The 16,355-nt window shown below is 28.9% G+C and carries 15 protein-coding genes; 5 read left to right on the top strand and 10 right to left on the bottom strand.

Going from position 1 to position 16,355, the window contains the following annotated elements:
* Window positions 1–9: 9 nt before the first annotated feature.
* Genes ACMFBB_RS01585 through ACMFBB_RS01570 form a run of 4 tightly spaced genes read right to left on the bottom strand, consistent with a single transcriptional unit; the run spans window position 10 to window position 2,366 of the window.
* Complete coding sequence (locus tag ACMFBB_RS01585) at window positions 10–642, bottom strand: SUMF1/EgtB/PvdO family nonheme iron enzyme (RefSeq protein WP_435262722.1); 633 nt, start codon at window positions 640–642, stop codon at window positions 10–12.
* The gene (locus ACMFBB_RS01580) at window positions 623–1,108 is read right to left on the bottom strand and encodes a DUF6702 family protein (RefSeq protein ID WP_435262721.1); all 486 of its coding nucleotides are present in this window, start codon (window positions 1,106–1,108) and stop codon (window positions 623–625) included. The genes ACMFBB_RS01585 and ACMFBB_RS01580 overlap by 20 nt, the downstream gene beginning before the upstream one ends.
* Before the next feature lie 10 nt (window positions 1,109–1,118).
* The gene (locus ACMFBB_RS01575) at window positions 1,119–2,087 is read right to left on the bottom strand and encodes a YHYH protein (RefSeq protein WP_435262720.1); all 969 of its coding nucleotides are present in this window, start codon (window positions 2,085–2,087) and stop codon (window positions 1,119–1,121) included.
* A gap of 36 nt (window positions 2,088–2,123) precedes the next feature.
* Window positions 2,124–2,366 carry a hypothetical protein gene (locus ACMFBB_RS01570; protein ID WP_435262719.1) on the bottom strand — a complete coding sequence of 81 codons (243 nt, stop codon included), beginning with the start codon at window positions 2,364–2,366 and terminating at the stop codon, window positions 2,124–2,126.
* A 176-nt stretch (window positions 2,367–2,542) separates the two neighbouring features.
* Between ACMFBB_RS01570 and ACMFBB_RS01565 the strand changes: the two genes are divergently transcribed.
* Together ACMFBB_RS01565 and ACMFBB_RS01560 are read left to right on the top strand one after the other, a co-directional pair.
* On the top strand, window positions 2,543–3,874 hold the full coding sequence (locus ACMFBB_RS01565) for a sulfatase-like hydrolase/transferase (RefSeq protein WP_435262718.1): 1,332 nt from the start codon (window positions 2,543–2,545) through the stop codon (window positions 3,872–3,874).
* Between the two features lie 143 nt (window positions 3,875–4,017).
* Window positions 4,018–4,695: a TrmH family RNA methyltransferase gene (locus tag ACMFBB_RS01560; protein ID WP_435262717.1), complete on the top strand. Its 678-nt coding sequence runs from the start codon at window positions 4,018–4,020 to the stop codon at window positions 4,693–4,695.
* 40 nt (window positions 4,696–4,735) lie between these two features.
* Here ACMFBB_RS01560 and ACMFBB_RS01555 read toward each other — a convergent pair whose 3' ends face one another.
* From ACMFBB_RS01555 to ACMFBB_RS01530, 6 genes are all read right to left on the bottom strand, one after another.
* A complete protein-coding gene (locus tag ACMFBB_RS01555; protein ID WP_435262716.1) occupies window positions 4,736–7,393 on the bottom strand; it encodes a T9SS type A sorting domain-containing protein in 2,658 nt (885 codons plus the stop codon).
* Window positions 7,394–7,972: 579 nt separating this feature from the next.
* On the bottom strand, window positions 7,973–8,344 hold the full coding sequence (locus ACMFBB_RS01550; protein WP_435262715.1) for a DUF4258 domain-containing protein: 372 nt from the start codon (window positions 8,342–8,344) through the stop codon (window positions 7,973–7,975).
* A gap of 360 nt (window positions 8,345–8,704) precedes the next feature.
* Entirely contained in the window at window positions 8,705–9,904 is a 1,200-nt protein-coding gene (locus tag ACMFBB_RS01545; RefSeq protein WP_435262714.1) for an alanine dehydrogenase, read from the bottom strand.
* Window positions 9,904–10,317: a tRNA (adenosine(37)-N6)-threonylcarbamoyltransferase complex ATPase subunit type 1 TsaE gene (gene tsaE / locus ACMFBB_RS01540; protein WP_435262713.1), complete on the bottom strand. Its 414-nt coding sequence runs from the start codon at window positions 10,315–10,317 to the stop codon at window positions 9,904–9,906. The genes ACMFBB_RS01545 and tsaE overlap by 1 nt, the downstream gene beginning before the upstream one ends.
* 39 nt (window positions 10,318–10,356) lie before the next feature.
* Window positions 10,357–10,935 carry a DUF1287 domain-containing protein gene (locus ACMFBB_RS01535; protein ID WP_435262712.1) on the bottom strand — a complete coding sequence of 193 codons (579 nt, stop codon included), beginning with the start codon at window positions 10,933–10,935 and terminating at the stop codon, window positions 10,357–10,359.
* Between the two features lies 1 nt (window position 10,936).
* Window positions 10,937–12,484 (bottom strand): response regulator, encoded by a 1,548-nt coding sequence (locus ACMFBB_RS01530; protein WP_435262711.1) that lies wholly within the window; start codon window positions 12,482–12,484, stop codon window positions 10,937–10,939.
* 132 nt (window positions 12,485–12,616) lie between these two features.
* Here ACMFBB_RS01530 and ACMFBB_RS01525 point away from each other — a divergent pair, with 132 nt between their 5' ends.
* The 3 genes from ACMFBB_RS01525 to ACMFBB_RS01515 are packed head-to-tail and all read left to right on the top strand — an operon-like array spanning window position 12,617 to window position 16,352.
* Complete coding sequence (locus tag ACMFBB_RS01525) at window positions 12,617–13,873, top strand: HD domain-containing protein (protein ID WP_435262710.1); 1,257 nt, start codon at window positions 12,617–12,619, stop codon at window positions 13,871–13,873.
* Window positions 13,874–13,927: 54 nt separating this feature from the next.
* Entirely contained in the window at window positions 13,928–14,968 is a 1,041-nt protein-coding gene (gene lpxD / locus ACMFBB_RS01520; protein WP_435262709.1) for a UDP-3-O-(3-hydroxymyristoyl)glucosamine N-acyltransferase, read from the top strand.
* Window positions 14,961–16,352: a bifunctional UDP-3-O-[3-hydroxymyristoyl] N-acetylglucosamine deacetylase/3-hydroxyacyl-ACP dehydratase gene (locus tag ACMFBB_RS01515; protein ID WP_435262708.1), complete on the top strand. Its 1,392-nt coding sequence runs from the start codon at window positions 14,961–14,963 to the stop codon at window positions 16,350–16,352. The genes lpxD and ACMFBB_RS01515 overlap by 8 nt, the downstream gene beginning before the upstream one ends.
* Window positions 16,353–16,355 lie beyond the last annotated feature (3 nt).

Genomic DNA, 16,355 nt, shown 5'->3' with positions numbered 1-16,355 from the left:
TTATTAAATTTATTTAATTACAGAAAATCCAATATGGATATTTCCTGTTTCTTTATCAACGAATAGCTCTCTTTCTTTTACTGTGCCATGACAAGTAGATTCCGAACAAAATAATGAACCACCAGCTAATCTAATTAAATTATTTTTTTTTGTTTCTGTAATATCCCACACATTCCCTAAAACATTTACTTCATTAACAGAAGAAATAGGGAGTTTGTTATTAGAAACAATAAGTCGTTTGTCAGACTTTATAAATTTCCAATATTCATCATATTTAGGAAGTCTTGTTTTTGACCAATTGCAGTAAGCAATGGCATCATTATAACTAACCTGAGTAACTGGTAAATCTTTAGATGAGGGCTTGTGTATTCCATTTGGTTTTTTCCAGTTAGCGTTGTCTACTTTTTTAAAGTCATATACATTAATTTGCACTATGGACCATCCGAACTTTTCAGCATCTGTAATATAACCAGTTTCATTTACAAACAGTTCAAATTGAGAGTATGAAACTGGGAATATATTAGTTTTGTTCTTAGAACAAGAACTTGCACTTAAAAGAATACATAAATAAATTAGTGAAAGCGATAATACTGTTTTAAAAGAATTTATTTTTGAGTTATATTTATTTAGATAAAAATTCATTATTGTTTATTTTAGTTAAAAGAATGGAATCTTTACCCTTTGTTAATAAAAATGACTTTTGAAAATTACCAATGTCAATTAAAATTCTGTTTTTAAATTTAGAATTTACATTATAAAAACAGTTGTTTTTTATTTTTACTTGATTGACTTTTTGATATGTATTTTTAGATTTAAATTTAAAAATAATATGATCTTTATAGACACTAGATTCCTCAAATTTAAAAATAATATTAGTACCGTTTAATTGTAAATTGGAATGGCTTAATAAATAATTTGATATGCAAATGTCGAACATCTTATTTTTTTGACATTCTTTATTAATACTATAGTGTTTTAATTCGTTTTTATCCATTTCAAACTTTAAAATGATATGGTTTTCATTTATAGAATATTGATATTCAGCTATTCCATCCGCATGATATACAAAAGGAAAAGCAAGAAATAATAAAAAAATGATTGATTTCATAAGTTTGAATTTAGACAGTTATTTTTTTCGTTATTCGACCGTTTGTAAAATTGATTTGAATATAGCACGTTTTTAAATTTAATGAAAAATCTTTTTCTAAATTTTTAATAGAAGTTGAATTATACGCCAACGTCCCATCAGCTTTATAGATTTTTATTTGGGTTATGTCGGATGCGGCATACTCACTTCCAAAATCTAATTGATTTAATTTATTGTATAGTTTATAGTTTAATTTACTTTTTAAATTGTCAAATACATTTTTATTAGCGGTAATTTCTTCAGTACTGCAATCTTGTGCTGCTGTTGAATCTGGACAGTTAGGACTAATTTGAAATGAATTGTCAACATACCTTCCCTTAAAACATCTAGGAATATAAGGCCAATTATCCGTTAAAACATAATAATAAGTACCGTTTGGGTATTCTGGAGTTATTGCAAACCGACCTCCACATTCATCTAACTCGCCACCTGTATATTCATAATCTTCAACATAAGTTCCGTCATAATTACCATTAGGAGCACTAATTCCATCTCCAGGACGACTACCTGTTTTTAATGAGTATCCACTGTTAAAATTTGAAACTGTTGGATTAGCACCAGAAGCATTTGTATCTTGATATAAATATTTATAGTAGATAGGAAACCCATCTGCTGCATACCCTATAATAGGAGAATGTTTTGTTCCATCTATTTTTAAATGATTCGTAAAATAATCAGTTGGAATATTATGATAATGGTATCTACTCACATTATTTACATGTCCACCGTTTAAGTCCATTGACAAAGTAAAATCTGCTTCAATATGCCACTCTAAATTTTCTTCTTGTGTATTTGGGTTTACCCAATATAACCTAGCAAAAGGAGAATAATTTATTCCTTGATCAGAAACTCCAAAAATAATACCACCACCACAAGATTGAGAATTAGGATCTTCTTTAATTTCTGTAACTGTATTTGTTAATTCCGGGTATAAACACATAGAATATTCAAAATCTTGGGCTTCAATAGTATTTGGTTAGGCCCAAGGACCATATTGGTGACCAGGAAAGTTATTGGTATATACTTTTCTAATATTACCTTGTTCTTCAAAACAAACAGCATTGGTAGTTTCGTTAGCAAAAATTTCTACAGAATTACATGGGATAATCGAGTCCTCTTCATTTATTTCAATTTCACTCTTACCTGAACATGAGGTTAATATTGCTAAAATAAGACTGATAAAAAAGATTTCAAAAAATTGTGAGTAAGATAGTTTCATTGTTTAAGGTTTTTGCTTTTAGACACTAAAAAAATGAAATAGTTTATAATAAGAGTGATTTTTTTTCAGAATTTAAAGTGATTGAGAGTAAATGAATAATTTTTTTATAAAAAAATAAACTATTTTTAATTTTAGTGGTCTAAGATATCGTAACACACAATTTTAAATTTTTAATTATGATTTTTCTTGATAATCGTTTTGTTTTAATACTTACTTTTTGTTTTCTAATTATTTCTTGTAGTCCTAGTTCAAGTGATACTATAATTCAAGAAGAGGAGCAAGATGAAACTCCAATAGGAAATGAAACTACACCTAACATATTATTTGTTATTGCTGATGACATGGGTTTAGATGCTTCTCCTGGCTATGATATAGGAACAAGAAAACCACAAACACCAAATCTTCAAAACTTAATAAATACTGGGGTACGTTTTAATAATGTTTGGTCAAGCCCTACATGTTCACCAACAAGAGCTTCAATATTAACTGGTAAATATGCTATTAGAAATGGAGTTATAAAAGTTTCAGACGTATTATCTACTTCAGAAACTTCTTTACATAAATATATAGAGAGTAATACAAATTCTGAATATAGTAGTGCTGTTATCGGTAAATGGCACTTATCCAATAATGAAAATCATCCTAATAATATGGGGATTGATTATTATGCAGGATCATTAGGCGGAGGATTACAATCATATTCGAATTGGAATTTGAATATCAATGGACAAACTGAGGCATCAACTGATTATGTAACTACCAAAACAACTGATTTAGCCATAGATTGGATTAATATTCAAACGAAACCGTGGTTTTTATGGTTAGCATATAATGCACCACATCCACCTTTTCATTTACCTCCAAATAATTTACATTCTCAAGGTGTTTTACCAAGCGATAAAGCCAGTATAGATGCAAATCCATTGCCTTATTATTTAGCAATGATTGAAGCAATGGATAGTGAATTTGGTCGCCTATTAAATTCTTTAAGTCAAGAAGAAAAGGATAATACAATTATTATTTTTATAGGAGATAATGGAACGCCAAATCAAGTTTTACAAGGATATACTAGAGGTAAAGGTACTATTTATGAAGGAGGTATTAACGTTCCAATGATAATTTCAGGAAAAGGGATTACTAGATTTAATGAAACAGAAGATGCTTTAATTAACGTAACTGATTTGTTTGCTACTATTGCAAATATAGCAGGAGTAAGTGTTTCTAAACTTAATGATAGTAAAAGCTTTAAAAGTTTATTTACCACTTCTATTAACGATAATAATAGAGACTATACTTTTGTAGAAGATGGTAATGACGATGGATCTGTTGATTTTACAATTAGAAACACTACCCATAAATATATGCTGTTTGAGAATGGGAATGAAGCTCTTTTTGACTTAATAAATGATCCATTAGAATCTAAGAATTTAATGAATGGCTCATTAAGCTCAACTAATAGTGCTATAAAAAATGAATTAGCAACAAAATTAAAAGAAATTAAAAATTAATGCGACAAGTGTAAATTACTTTCTATATAAAAAAATTAAATCAATTTTGTCGGTAACAATGTTTTTCAAGCCCTCTAAAACAAGTAAGTTTTTAATGTAGATAATTAAATCTCTACAATATGAAATTTTAGTATGTTTGCTGAATGATTGATGAAGAATTATTAACTTATTTAGAAGGATACATCACAGAAAAGCGCAAAAGCACCTTTTACAAAGTATTAAATGATAGAACTCGCCATTTCACAGTGGTTCTTGAAGATATTTTTCAACCTCATAATGCAAGTGCTGTAGTGAGAAGTTGTGATATTTTTGGTATTCAAGATGTTTATGCAATAGAAAACAAATTCACGAATAAGGTTTCTAGGCATGTTGCTAAAGGTAGTCAGAAATGGTTAAATATAAATCGCTATAAAGAGGATGGAAATAATACGAAGATATGTATAAATGACCTTCGTGTTAAAGGATATCAAATCATCGGAACTACACCTCATACTGATTCTTGTGTGTTGTCAGATTTTGACATTACAAAAAAGTCAGCTTTTGTATTTGGAGCTGAAAAAGACGGTATTTCAGACTACATAAAAGAAGAAGCAGATGGCTTCTTAAAAATACCAATGTTTGGTTTCACTGAAAGTTTAAACATATCTGTAGCAGCAGCAATTACTTTACAAGATATAACTTCTCGTTTACGTAAATCTTCTATTGATTGGCAGTTAACCCATGAAGAAAAAAGACTTTTATATTTTAACTGGATAAAAAACACAATTAAAAATCCTGATAAAATTATTGAACATTATTATAAAAAGAAAAACGTATTATGATTTTTTTGTGCCAAAAATCATAATACGTTTTTAATAATAATTAATTAATTATTATTTTTTTACTTATTTTTTGATTGTTATCTCCCAAAATATTTGCTAAATATATTCCAGGAGTAAGTTGAGATGTATTAATTGTAACTTGATTATTTATAAGTGAAATATCGTTCTTTGAAAGCACTTTTTTTCCTAAACTATTGTAAAAATGAACAGTAAGTTTAGAATCAATTGTAGATTTTAATTGTAAAGTAATAAAATCACTTGCTGGGTTAGGGTATAAGTTAAAATTATTTTTAAAAACTTGATTGTTATCCTTTATAGATAAAGAACTAATATCTATTTTAAAATCCAAAATACCTGATCCCCATGAAGCAAAACGAACTGTATTAATTGAAGGGATATAGTCTACATCCATCGCATTAAAAAATCCAATTCCTTCAGCAATTGAATACCATTTTTCTTTAGCTACATCAAAAACATATGGCCCTATGTCTGTTCCAGCAAATATAAATTCACCACCAGGAGTGGCAACCATTCCACTAGTCTGAGCATCAATTCCAGTGGGGAAATCTCCAGTAACATCAATCCAAGTATTTCCTCCATCTTTAGATAAAATTGAGCCTATATTGTTTGTACTTGGGCCACAAAATAAAATCCAATTATCATTATTAGGTAGTACTACTCCGCTACCTATATCGCCTCTACCAACGATTTCAATAGTTTTAGTAAAAGGAGTTACTATTTCTGAGTTAAATGTTGTTCCTCTATCTTCTGAAATGAAAACTTTACCATCTTGAAGCATGTATAATTTATCTGGATTAACTGTTCCTTGTGCTAAAGCAGCTACATGATTAGTACCTTTATCAATAGTATGTGAAGTTAATGTTGAGCCATCCCATGAAACTCTGTTTAAGTCTTTTGCCAAAACCCACATGTTTTTGTTTGAATCTGTTCGGTCTATATATGTTTGTACATAAGCCAATGCAGTGTTTTTTGCAAAAATAACTGAGTTTTCTTCTTTAAATTGATTATTTATTTTACTAATTGATTGAAAAGTTCCAGTATTACTATAAATTGGGGTTGGGGCATAGACTTTCAGACCTTGTCTTTGCCATTTCCAAGCATATTTCCCATCATAACTATCAATTGGAGGACCATCACCACCAATACTTTGATAAAAACTTAATACCTCCATATTATTATCTTGGTTGTTGTCGTCATTTATCAAGCTTCCACTTCCTTGATCTTGAGTGCTATAATATATATGATTAGGATTCCTATATCCAGTGAACAGATTCTTTCTGTATATTAAAGGATTTATAGTATTAATTACATTTAAATTTATATAATGGGCGTTCGCATAATCCGAATTGTCAAAGGCTGTACCGTCATCAGGAAAATCTTTCCATTCTTTATAAGATATAAATATACCGCCATCGCTGCACCTTACAGAAAATAAATCACCGGTACTGTTGTAAAAAAATTGAGAAGATTGAAAATCTGGATGATAATTAAATCGAATTCTATTATAGTAATCTTCTGCATTTAAACTCGTGCCATTTTGATATCTACCCCAACCTTTAGTTGTAGTTAAGTTTGTATTTAATTTATCTAAAGAAATTATTGGTTGTGAATATCCAGCAATTGAAATACTGGGATTTTCAGGATGTACCGCAAAAAATTTACCTGGTGACATTTTTACAGTTCTATTTCCATAATAATTTCCTTTAGGTTGCTTATTAACCCAAGTTTTTCCTTCATCAGTAGAAACCCAATAATTTTTATCTTCAGTTATATAAAACACTCTACTATCTCCACCAACACTAAATAATCTACTTCCATGATTTGTGGTGTAAACCCCTAATTCAGTGAAATCGTTTTTTTTATCATTCAATTTATAAAAAGTACCTCCATGAGCTAGATAAATAGATTCAGAATTGGCTTGAAGGTTGTACCTAGGAGTATATAAAAAACTATTTTTTGAAGTACTAAATTCTTTAAGTAAAAAGAAGTTGGCTCCTTTATCAGTAGAAACAAAGACCGATTTATCATTAGTTACATATATAGTATGATTGTCTTGTCTGTTAATAATAGAACTAGTATTAGCATCAGGCAAGCCATTCGATTGTGACCACGTAGCTCCATCATCATCAGAATAATATAATGGACCATTTTCAATATGGGCTACTAGTCTTGTAATTGAATTAATTTTAAAGGCAAATAAATTTTGGTATCTATTGGGCCAATTAGCAGTAAGAACTTTAAAATCATCTCCACCTTTACCTGTTTTAGGATTGTAAATTGTACCTTTGAAAATCAATGCTTTCGAATTAAATTCACTTGCATAATGATTATGACTTACTCCATATATAATGTCGGTGTCATCAAGCATTTCAGTAAATTTAAAGGCACCTGGCATGTTTTTAGGACCTCTATTTTTCCAAGTGCCTCTTAAAGAACTTTCATCATAAGAATAGGAGCGACCTTTTACAGAATTGAATTTTTTTGCTTTTAACGACAACTTTTGAAGTATTTTTTGATGTCTAGCAGCTTGTTTCTCCGTCCAAATAGCATATTTATCAGGATTTTCTTCTTTCTTTTCTCTTGTGTGTTTTTTGGGAATTTTAACTGTAATTTGTTTTTCTTGTACGCAAGGAAGCAGCATTACCACTGCTAACGCATGGATAATTAGTTTTTTCATGTGGGGGGACTATAAGGTTTTTCTAAATATACAACTTTTTTTTAATTATTAAATATATTATTCTAATAATTAGACATTTATGCAGTTTAGGTGAAGAGAAAAAAATAATTGTTCAATATCTATTGAAGGATATAATTTTACAATAGATTAAAAAAATACTTTAATAATAGCCAATATTCTAAACAATAGATAATTGTTTTATGTCAATTTTTATTGAATGATAAATTGCAAATTATTATACAAATGTTACAGTCAATTTTATAAAAAAGGGAATGATGTTTTAAATATATTGAAGGTAAATTAACATCAATACTATAGAATTGTTTATTCTATAGCGTTAAAAATTATTTTAAAGTGAGCAAACCACTTGTGAGTTTAATAGAAATTAATTAAAAAACACAAAGGGTAAATTGTTTGTCATTAATTCATTCTATTAACTGAAAGGAAATATTTTGAAAGTTTTATACATCTATGGAGCTTTATAAAAAATCCCCGTTGGTTTATATGAGAAAAATAGAAAAGTAAAAAAGAACGGTTATGACTTTACAATACTTTTATTAAAACTAGTAAAATAATTTATTATTTAAAAAAAAGCTTATCTATTGTAGCAGAAGAATCGCAACGTATTACATATAAACTTATGTTTTTTAAGCTGTCTTTCCCTGTAACATAATACTCAGCACAAGGCTTTTGTCTTGCTTTACTTTTACCAAAGTCAACATCTCCATTTTTTAAAATTTGAGAAATAGACGAAGTATCAATTTTTTTTGTTGTTAGTAATTGTTTTACATTATCAGAAAATATCCGTTTTTTTATTCTTATGGATTTTAAAGTTCTAGCATCCATTCCATAATCAAAAGATACTTTTTTATTTTTCCAAAAAAACAATACGGCAACTGTGCCTAATGCTAGTCCTATAAGGTAATATCCAAAACGTTTTAATAATTGCATAATTAATTTATTTTCTGAATGCAAAAGTAGAGATAATTAAGGTTAGAGCTATAAAATAATAATACATTCTTGTAATTTTTCATTAAAAAAACTAAAGATGTTCTTCTATTTACTTTTTGGAAATACTAATAAATAGAATTCATTAAATTAAAGTTTATAGCCTTTGTATTTTAATCAATTAAAACTAGTTTATTAGAACGATTTAAATATACTTTCCCGAAAGGATATACAAACCGGTATGAAATGAATTGTTAAATAATTGAGTAAATTTGCATATCAATGGTTATGTACTCGGCTTTAACTTAAATAAAATAAGTTTTTTTAAGCTTAAATTAGCGAGTTATAAAATTATAATTTTATTTATAGAAAAAGTAGGTTAATATCTCTGTATGGTAAATCAAACCAATCCGCTACTGTTTTATTAGTTAATATACCATGATAAAAATACATTCCATTTCGTAAACTCTTATCAAATCGTGCTGCATGTTCAAAACCGCCTTCTTCGGCAATTTCTAATAAATAAGGAGTAAAAATATTACTAATAGAAAATGATGCAGTTCTTGAGTACCTAGAGGGGATATTAGGAACACAGTAATGTATAACTCCACTATCAGTAAAAGTAGGTTTACTATGAGTGGTGATTTTGGAAGTTTCAAAACAACCGCCTCTATCAATACTGACATCAACAATAACGGCTCCTTTTTTCATTTGCTCAATCATTGTTTCAGTAACAACTACAGGAGCTCTATTTTTACCTCTCAAAGCACCTATAGCAACATCACATCTCATTAAAGCTTTAGCTAATGTTTTAGGTTGAATAGTAGAAGTATAAATTGGAGTATTAATACAATTTTGTAATTTTCTTAATTTGGTTATAGAATTGTCAAAAACTTTAACTCTGGCTCCCAGTCCTATGGCTGATTTAACCGCAAATTCACCAACAGTACCTGCACCAATAATTACGACATCACTAGGAGGAACGCCACCAATATTGCCTAATAACAAACCATTTCCGCCATTGGCAGTAGTCATCAATTCAGCCGCTATATGCATAGAAGCTATTCCTGCAATTTCACTAAGTGATTTTACAATTGGATATACACCATGATCATCTTTTATATAATCAAAAGCGATTGCAGTAATTCTTTTCTTAGCTAATGCTTCAAAGTACTTTTTGTCTTGAGTTTTTAATTGTAAAGCTGAAATAAGAACAGCTTGTGGATTTAACATTTTTATTTCATCAAGAGAAGGTGGCTCAACTTTTAAAACTATGTTACAAGCAAAAACTTCTTTTATATCGTAGGAAATTTTGGCACCAGCATCTGAATACTCTTTATCACAATAATTAGCACCATCTCCGGCACCTGTTTCTACTACAATTCTATGCCCATGTGCTACTAAAGCTGAAACAGCATCAGGAGTTAAGCTAATTCGTTTTTCTTCAAAATGAGTTTCTTTAGGCAACCCAATAAAAAGTTCTCCCTTTTGCTTTTTTATTTCAAGCATTTCAGGTTGTGGCATTAATTGTTCTTTTGTAAAAGGTGAAGAAATAGAGCTCATTAGTTAGTTTTTAGTTGAATAGTACGTTTACCACTTTCCAATAATGAAAGTTGAATGGTTGTAGTCTCTAAAGGTAACAAATTTTTAACATTTTCAGGCCATTCAATTAAGCACAATTGATTACTGTATAAATAATCTTCGATTCCCATGTCATACGCTTCTTCCTCTGTTTCAATTCTATAAAAGTCAAAGTGGTATACAATTCCGTTATTAGAAGTATGGTATTCATTAACTAATGAAAAAGTAGGAGAGTGGGCAACGTCTTCAACACCTAATATCTTACAAATTTCTTTGATTAAAGTAGTTTTTCCAACGCCCATTTCACCCTGAAATAAAACTATTTTATTTTGTAAATTTTCAATAACTTCTTTAGCTATTAATGGTATCTCGTTTAAAGAATAATTTTTATGCATAGAAAACAAAAATAAAGAACTTTATGCGAGTACAGAAATTTAGTTTTTATATCTGTAATGACCGATAATTTTAAAATTAAACAAGCAATCTTCAAGTACTTGACCAGCGCCTATGTTATGAACAATCAAAAAGCGCTTTTTGTTGAGTGACTTTTTATTTACAACTATACCAATATGAGTAACTCCTCCATGTAAATTCCAACAAACAATATCACCAGGAACATAATCTTTAGAATTTGTTGAAATGGTTTTAATAATACCATTTCTTTTAAAAAAAGTCATTAAGTTAGGAACTCTTCTGTGATCAATATTGGTGTCAGTTTTTTTTAATCCCCATATTTTTGGATATAGATTAAAATTAGATTTCATATCTAGATGAACTTCCTTTTGTAAATCAACACCAAGCTTTCTATAGGCACGAATAACAACATCAGTACAAACTCCTTTATCCATAGGAACGTCACCATTTGGATAAGGAATTGAAAAATAACTTGGATCGTAAGTTACTTTTTGCTCAGTTAATTTTATTGCCTCCTTACTAAGTTTATCAATTTTGTTTTGAGAAAAACTTTGTAAATTAAAAACGAGTAATAAAATGAAAAAAAAGGTGTTTCTCATTTTATTTAGGATTGTAAATACTACAAGGTATAATTATTTCTTCTAAAGATATACCACCATGTTGATAGGTGTTTTTATAATATTTCACAAAGTGATTATAATTGTTTGGGTAAGCAAAAAACAAATCTTCTTTAGCGAAAATAAAAGGACTATTTATAGCTACAGATGGTAAAAAAATATCTTTTGGATTTTTTACAACAAACACATCTTTATCTTCATAAGTTAAGCTTCTACCTGTTTTATATCTAAGATTAGAACTAATATTTTTATCACCAATTACTTTAGTAGGAGTCTTTGAATTAATAGTTCCATGATCAGTAGTGATAATTAATTTCTGTCCTAGTTGTTGTGCTTTTTGAATGATTTCGTATAAAGGTGAATTTTTAAACCAGCTCACAGTTAAAGATCGATAGGCTTTGTCGTCTCCAGCAAGTTCTTTTATAACTTCCATTTCCGTTTTTGCATGTGAAAGCATGTCAACAAAATTATAAACTATAACAGTTAAATCGTTTTGTTTTGTTCCCTTATAGTTATTAGCTAAATCTTTACCACTTTTTAAAGAAACTATTTTATAATATTCATGTTGTATTGATAAATTTAAACGTTTAATCTGAGATGTTAAAAAGTCAGATTCATATAAATTTTTTCCACCTTCATCAGTGTCATTTTTCCAAAATTCTGGATGCAGCTTTTCCATTTCAGAGGGCATTAACCCAGAAAACATTGCATTTCTTGCGTATTGTGTAGCTGTAGGCAGAATACTATAGTAAGAATGTTCTTCTTCTTTTTTGTAATAATTATTAATGAAAGGTTCTAAAACCCGATATTGATCGTAACGAAGGTTATCAATAACTACCCACAAAACTCCTTGTTCTTTACTTAAATTAGGTATGATATAATCTTTAAACAAAGTATGAGAAAAAGTTGGTTTATCATCATTGGTTAACCAGCTCTGATAGTTTTTTTTAATAAATTTAAAAAACTGAGTATTAGCTTCTGTTTTTTGTGACTCTAAAATTTCTAACATCCCAGTATCATTTATATTTTCTAGTTCTAGTTCCCAGTGAACTAGTTTTTTGTATAGGTCAGTCCAGTCATCATAGGTGTTAACCATGGCTAAGTCCATAGAAATTTTTCTGAACTCCTGTTGGTAACTAGAAGTAGTTTTTTCTGATACTAAACGGGAATGATCTAAATTCTTTTTTAAGCTTAACAAAATCTGATTAGGATTCACAGGCTTTATCAAATAATCAGCAATTTTTGAACCTATGGCTTCTTCCATAATATATTCTTCTTCGCTTTTGGTAATCATCACTACAGGAAGGTTAGCATTTATTTGTTTGATAGCTGCTAAGGTTTCTAATCCATTAATTCCTGGCATATTTTCATCTAAAAAAACGATATCAAAATTTTCATCATTAACTAACTCTATGGCATCTGATCCATTTGAACAAGAAGTTACTTCATAATTTTTTTTCTCTAAAAATAAAATGTGAGGTTTTAGTAAATCTATTTCATCATCTACCCAAAGTATATCTATATTTCGCATATGTTTTTTATAGTGTTAGCTTATATTTAACGTTAAATATGAGTTTTGTTGTATTTGTAAAAGCTAAAAATACGTTAATAAAGCTATCTGTTATTTGGTTTTGTTAATAAATTATAATTCTTTTGTTTAAAATTGAAGCAATTATATATTTTGAATAAGCCACAAACTAATAAATTAAAAATATTAAACGATCCAATTTATGGATTTATATCTATTCCTAATACACTAATTTTTGATATTATTGAACATCCATTTTTTCAACGTTTAAGGAGAATTACTCAAATGGGATTATCAAATTTAGTGTATCCAGGTGCCAATCATACTCGCTTCCACCATGCAATAGGTTGTATGCATTTAATGCAAAAAGCAGTACAAGTATTGCGTTCTAAAAATGTAGCTATAACAGTAGCAGAAGAAAATGCATTATGCATTGCCATTTTACTTCATGATATTGGTCATGGTCCATTTTCACATGCACTAGAACACAGTATTGTCAATGGTATTTCTCATGAAGAAATTTCTTTAAAGTTTATGAGAGAATTAAATGAAGAATTTAACGGGAAGTTAAGTTTAGCTATTGAAGTTTTTGAGGGGAAATATCATAGAAAGTTCTTATATCAGTTAATATCAAGTCAGTTAGATATTGATAGATTGGATTATTTAAAAAGAGACAGTTTTTATACCGGAGTTGCTGAAGGAAATATTTCGTCTGATAGGTTAATAGCTATGATGAATGTAGTTGATGATGAGTTAGTAATAGAAGAAAAAGGAATTTATTCTGTTGAAAAATTTATAATTGCTAGGCGTTTAATGTATTGGCAAGTTTATTTACATAAAACAGGAATTGTAGCTGAAAGTATTTTAGTAAGTGTACTAAAAAGAGCAAAACAGTTAGCTTCTAAAGGAGTAGAGTTATTTGCAAGTAAAGCATTAAAACACTTTTTATATAATACTATTTCAAGTACTAATTTTACTACTGAAACTTTAAAGGTGTTTTCTAGATTAGATGACTATGATATTTTATTAGCAATTAAAGAATGGATCAATCATGAAGATTTAATATTGTCTAAACTTTCTAAAATGATTGTTAACAGGGAGTTGCTTAAAATTAAATTACAAGAGAATCCTTTTGCTGAAAAATATATAAAAGATACAATTCTTAAAGTTAATAATAGATTGAAACTAGATGATGAAGCACTGAATTATTTTGTGTTTTCTAATAAGATTTCTAATCAGGCATACAATACTGAAAAGCCAATTAAAATATATACAAAAAAAGGCAAACTTAAAGATATAGCAAATGCATCAGATCAACTAAATGTTTTAGCATTAACCAAACCAGTGGTAAAATATTATCTTTGTTACCCTAAAATACTAGTTGAAAATTAAATGATTTTATTATTAAAAGACGTAATTAAACAAAAATAATTACTTTTGCGATTAATGAAATTCAAAGCAAAACAAATAGCCGAAATTTTAGAAGGAGAGATATCTGGTAATCCAGAAGCTGAAGTCTCTAAGTTGTCTAAAATTGAAGAAGGCGAATCAGGTTCGTTAACTTTTTTATCTAATCCTAAATATAATTCATATTTATATACTACTGAAGCGACTATAGCGATTGTTAATAAAAGTTTTCAACCTGAAAAAGAAATTAGTACTACCTTAATTAAAGTTGAAGACGCTTATAAAGCTTTCTCAAAGTTACTAGAGTTTTATAATGAAGTAAAAAGCAACAAAGAAGGTAGAGAAAGCCCTCATTCAATTGCTGATTCTGCAATAATAGGAACTAAAGAGTATATTGGAGCATATAGCTATATAGGAGAAAATGTAAGAATTGGAAATAATGTAAAAATTTATCCTAACTCTTATATAGGAGATAATGTTACTATAGGTGATAATTGTACGTTGTTTGCTGGTGTTAAGGTATATTCAGAAACCCAAATAGGAAATAATTGTAAGATTCACTCTGGATGTGTAATTGGTTCAGATGGTTTTGGTTTTGTACCAGATGAAAATGGTGAATATAAAGCTGTTCCCCAAATAGGAAATGTTATTATAGAGGATAATGTTGATATTGGTTCTAATTCTACCATTGATAGAGCCACATTGGGTTCAACAATTATAAGAAAAGGTGTTAAGTTAGATAATCAAATACAAATAGCACATAATGTTGAAATAGGAAAGCATACTGTTATAGCTTCTCAAACAGGTATAGCAGGTTCCACAAAAATTGGGGAGTATTGTATGATTGGAGGACAGGTTGGAATTGTTGGACATATTACAATTGGTAATAAAGTTCGAATACAAGCTCAATCAGGTATAGGAAAAAGTTTAAAAGATGGTGACGTTGTTCAAGGTACTCCAGCTTTTAATTATTCAGATTACAACAAATCGTACGTACATTTTAAAAATTTACCAAACATAGCAACTACTATTCATAAAATTGAAAAAGAGTTAAATACTCAACAAAACAAAAATGAGTAAAAAACAAACAACAATAAAAAATGAAATAACACTATCGGGTGTAGGATTACATACCGGTAATGAGGTTACAATGACTTTTAAACCAGCACCAATTAATAACGGATATTCATTTGTTCGAGTTGATTTAGAAGGTAAACCAACAATTGAAGCGAAAGCCGAGTATGTAACCAATACTCAAAGAGGTACTAATTTAGAGAAAAAAGGAGTTCAAATTCAAACTTCTGAACATGTTTTGGCAGCTGCTGTTGGATTAGATATTGATAATTTAATTATTGAAATTAATGCTTCTGAACCACCAATTATGGATGGTTCCTCTAAGTTTTTTGTAAAAGCTTTAGAAACCGCTGGTTTAGTTGAACAGGATGCCGACATTAAAGAATATGTAGTTAAAGATATAATATCTTTTAAAGATGAAGAATCAGGTAGCGAAATAATATTAATGCCTGCTGATGAATATCAAGTAACCACGATGGTTGATTTCGGAACTAAGATATTAGGAACTCAAAATGCTACACTAACTAAAATTTCTGATTTTAAAGAAGAGATTTCAGCAGCCAGAACATTTAGTTTCTTACATGAAATTGAAATGTTACTGGAAAACAACTTGATTAAAGGTGGTGATCTTAATAATGCCATTGTATATGTTGATAAAGAATTATCAGACACTACAATGGAGAAATTAAAAAAAGCCTTTAAAAAAGATAATATAGCTGTTAAATCAAATGGTATTTTAGATAATTTAAATTTACATTGGGCTAATGAAGCTGCTAGGCATAAATTACTCGATGTTATTGGAGATTTAGCTCTTGTAGGTACACGTATTAAAGGAAAGGTAATTGCTAATAAACCAGGACATTTAGTAAACACTCTTTTCGCAAAAAAGTTAGCTAAAATAATAAAGCTTGAAAAACGTAATAATGTACCTAAATACGATTTAGATCAACCTCCGTTAATGGACATCCACCAAATAATGGATATTTTACCACATCGTCCTCCATTTTTATTAATTGATAGGATTATTGAATTATCGGATACCCATGTTGTTGGAATGAAAAATGTTACAATGAATGAAAATTTCTTTGTAGGGCATTTTCCTGGAGCACCAGTAATGCCTGGAGTACTTCAAGTTGAAGCAATGGCGCAATGTGGTGGAGTTTTAGTTTTAAATACTGTTCCAGATCCTGAAAATTACTTAACTTATTTTATGAAAATGGATAATGTTAAGTTTAAACAAAAAGTATTACCAGGTGATACTTTAATTTTTAAAGCTGAATTGATAGGACCAATACGTAGAGGTATTTGTCATATGCAATCTTACGCATATGCTAATGGCAAATTAGTATGTGAAGCCGAATTAATGGCTCAAATTTCTAAAGTGAAATAAATT

The sequence above is a fragment of the Tenacibaculum sp. nBUS_03 genome (genome assembly GCF_051201695.1).
Lineage (GTDB): Bacteria > Bacteroidota > Bacteroidia > Flavobacteriales > Flavobacteriaceae > Polaribacter.
The sequence above is the reverse complement of the archived record's forward strand: the minus strand, read 5'-3'. Positions and strand labels throughout refer to the sequence as shown.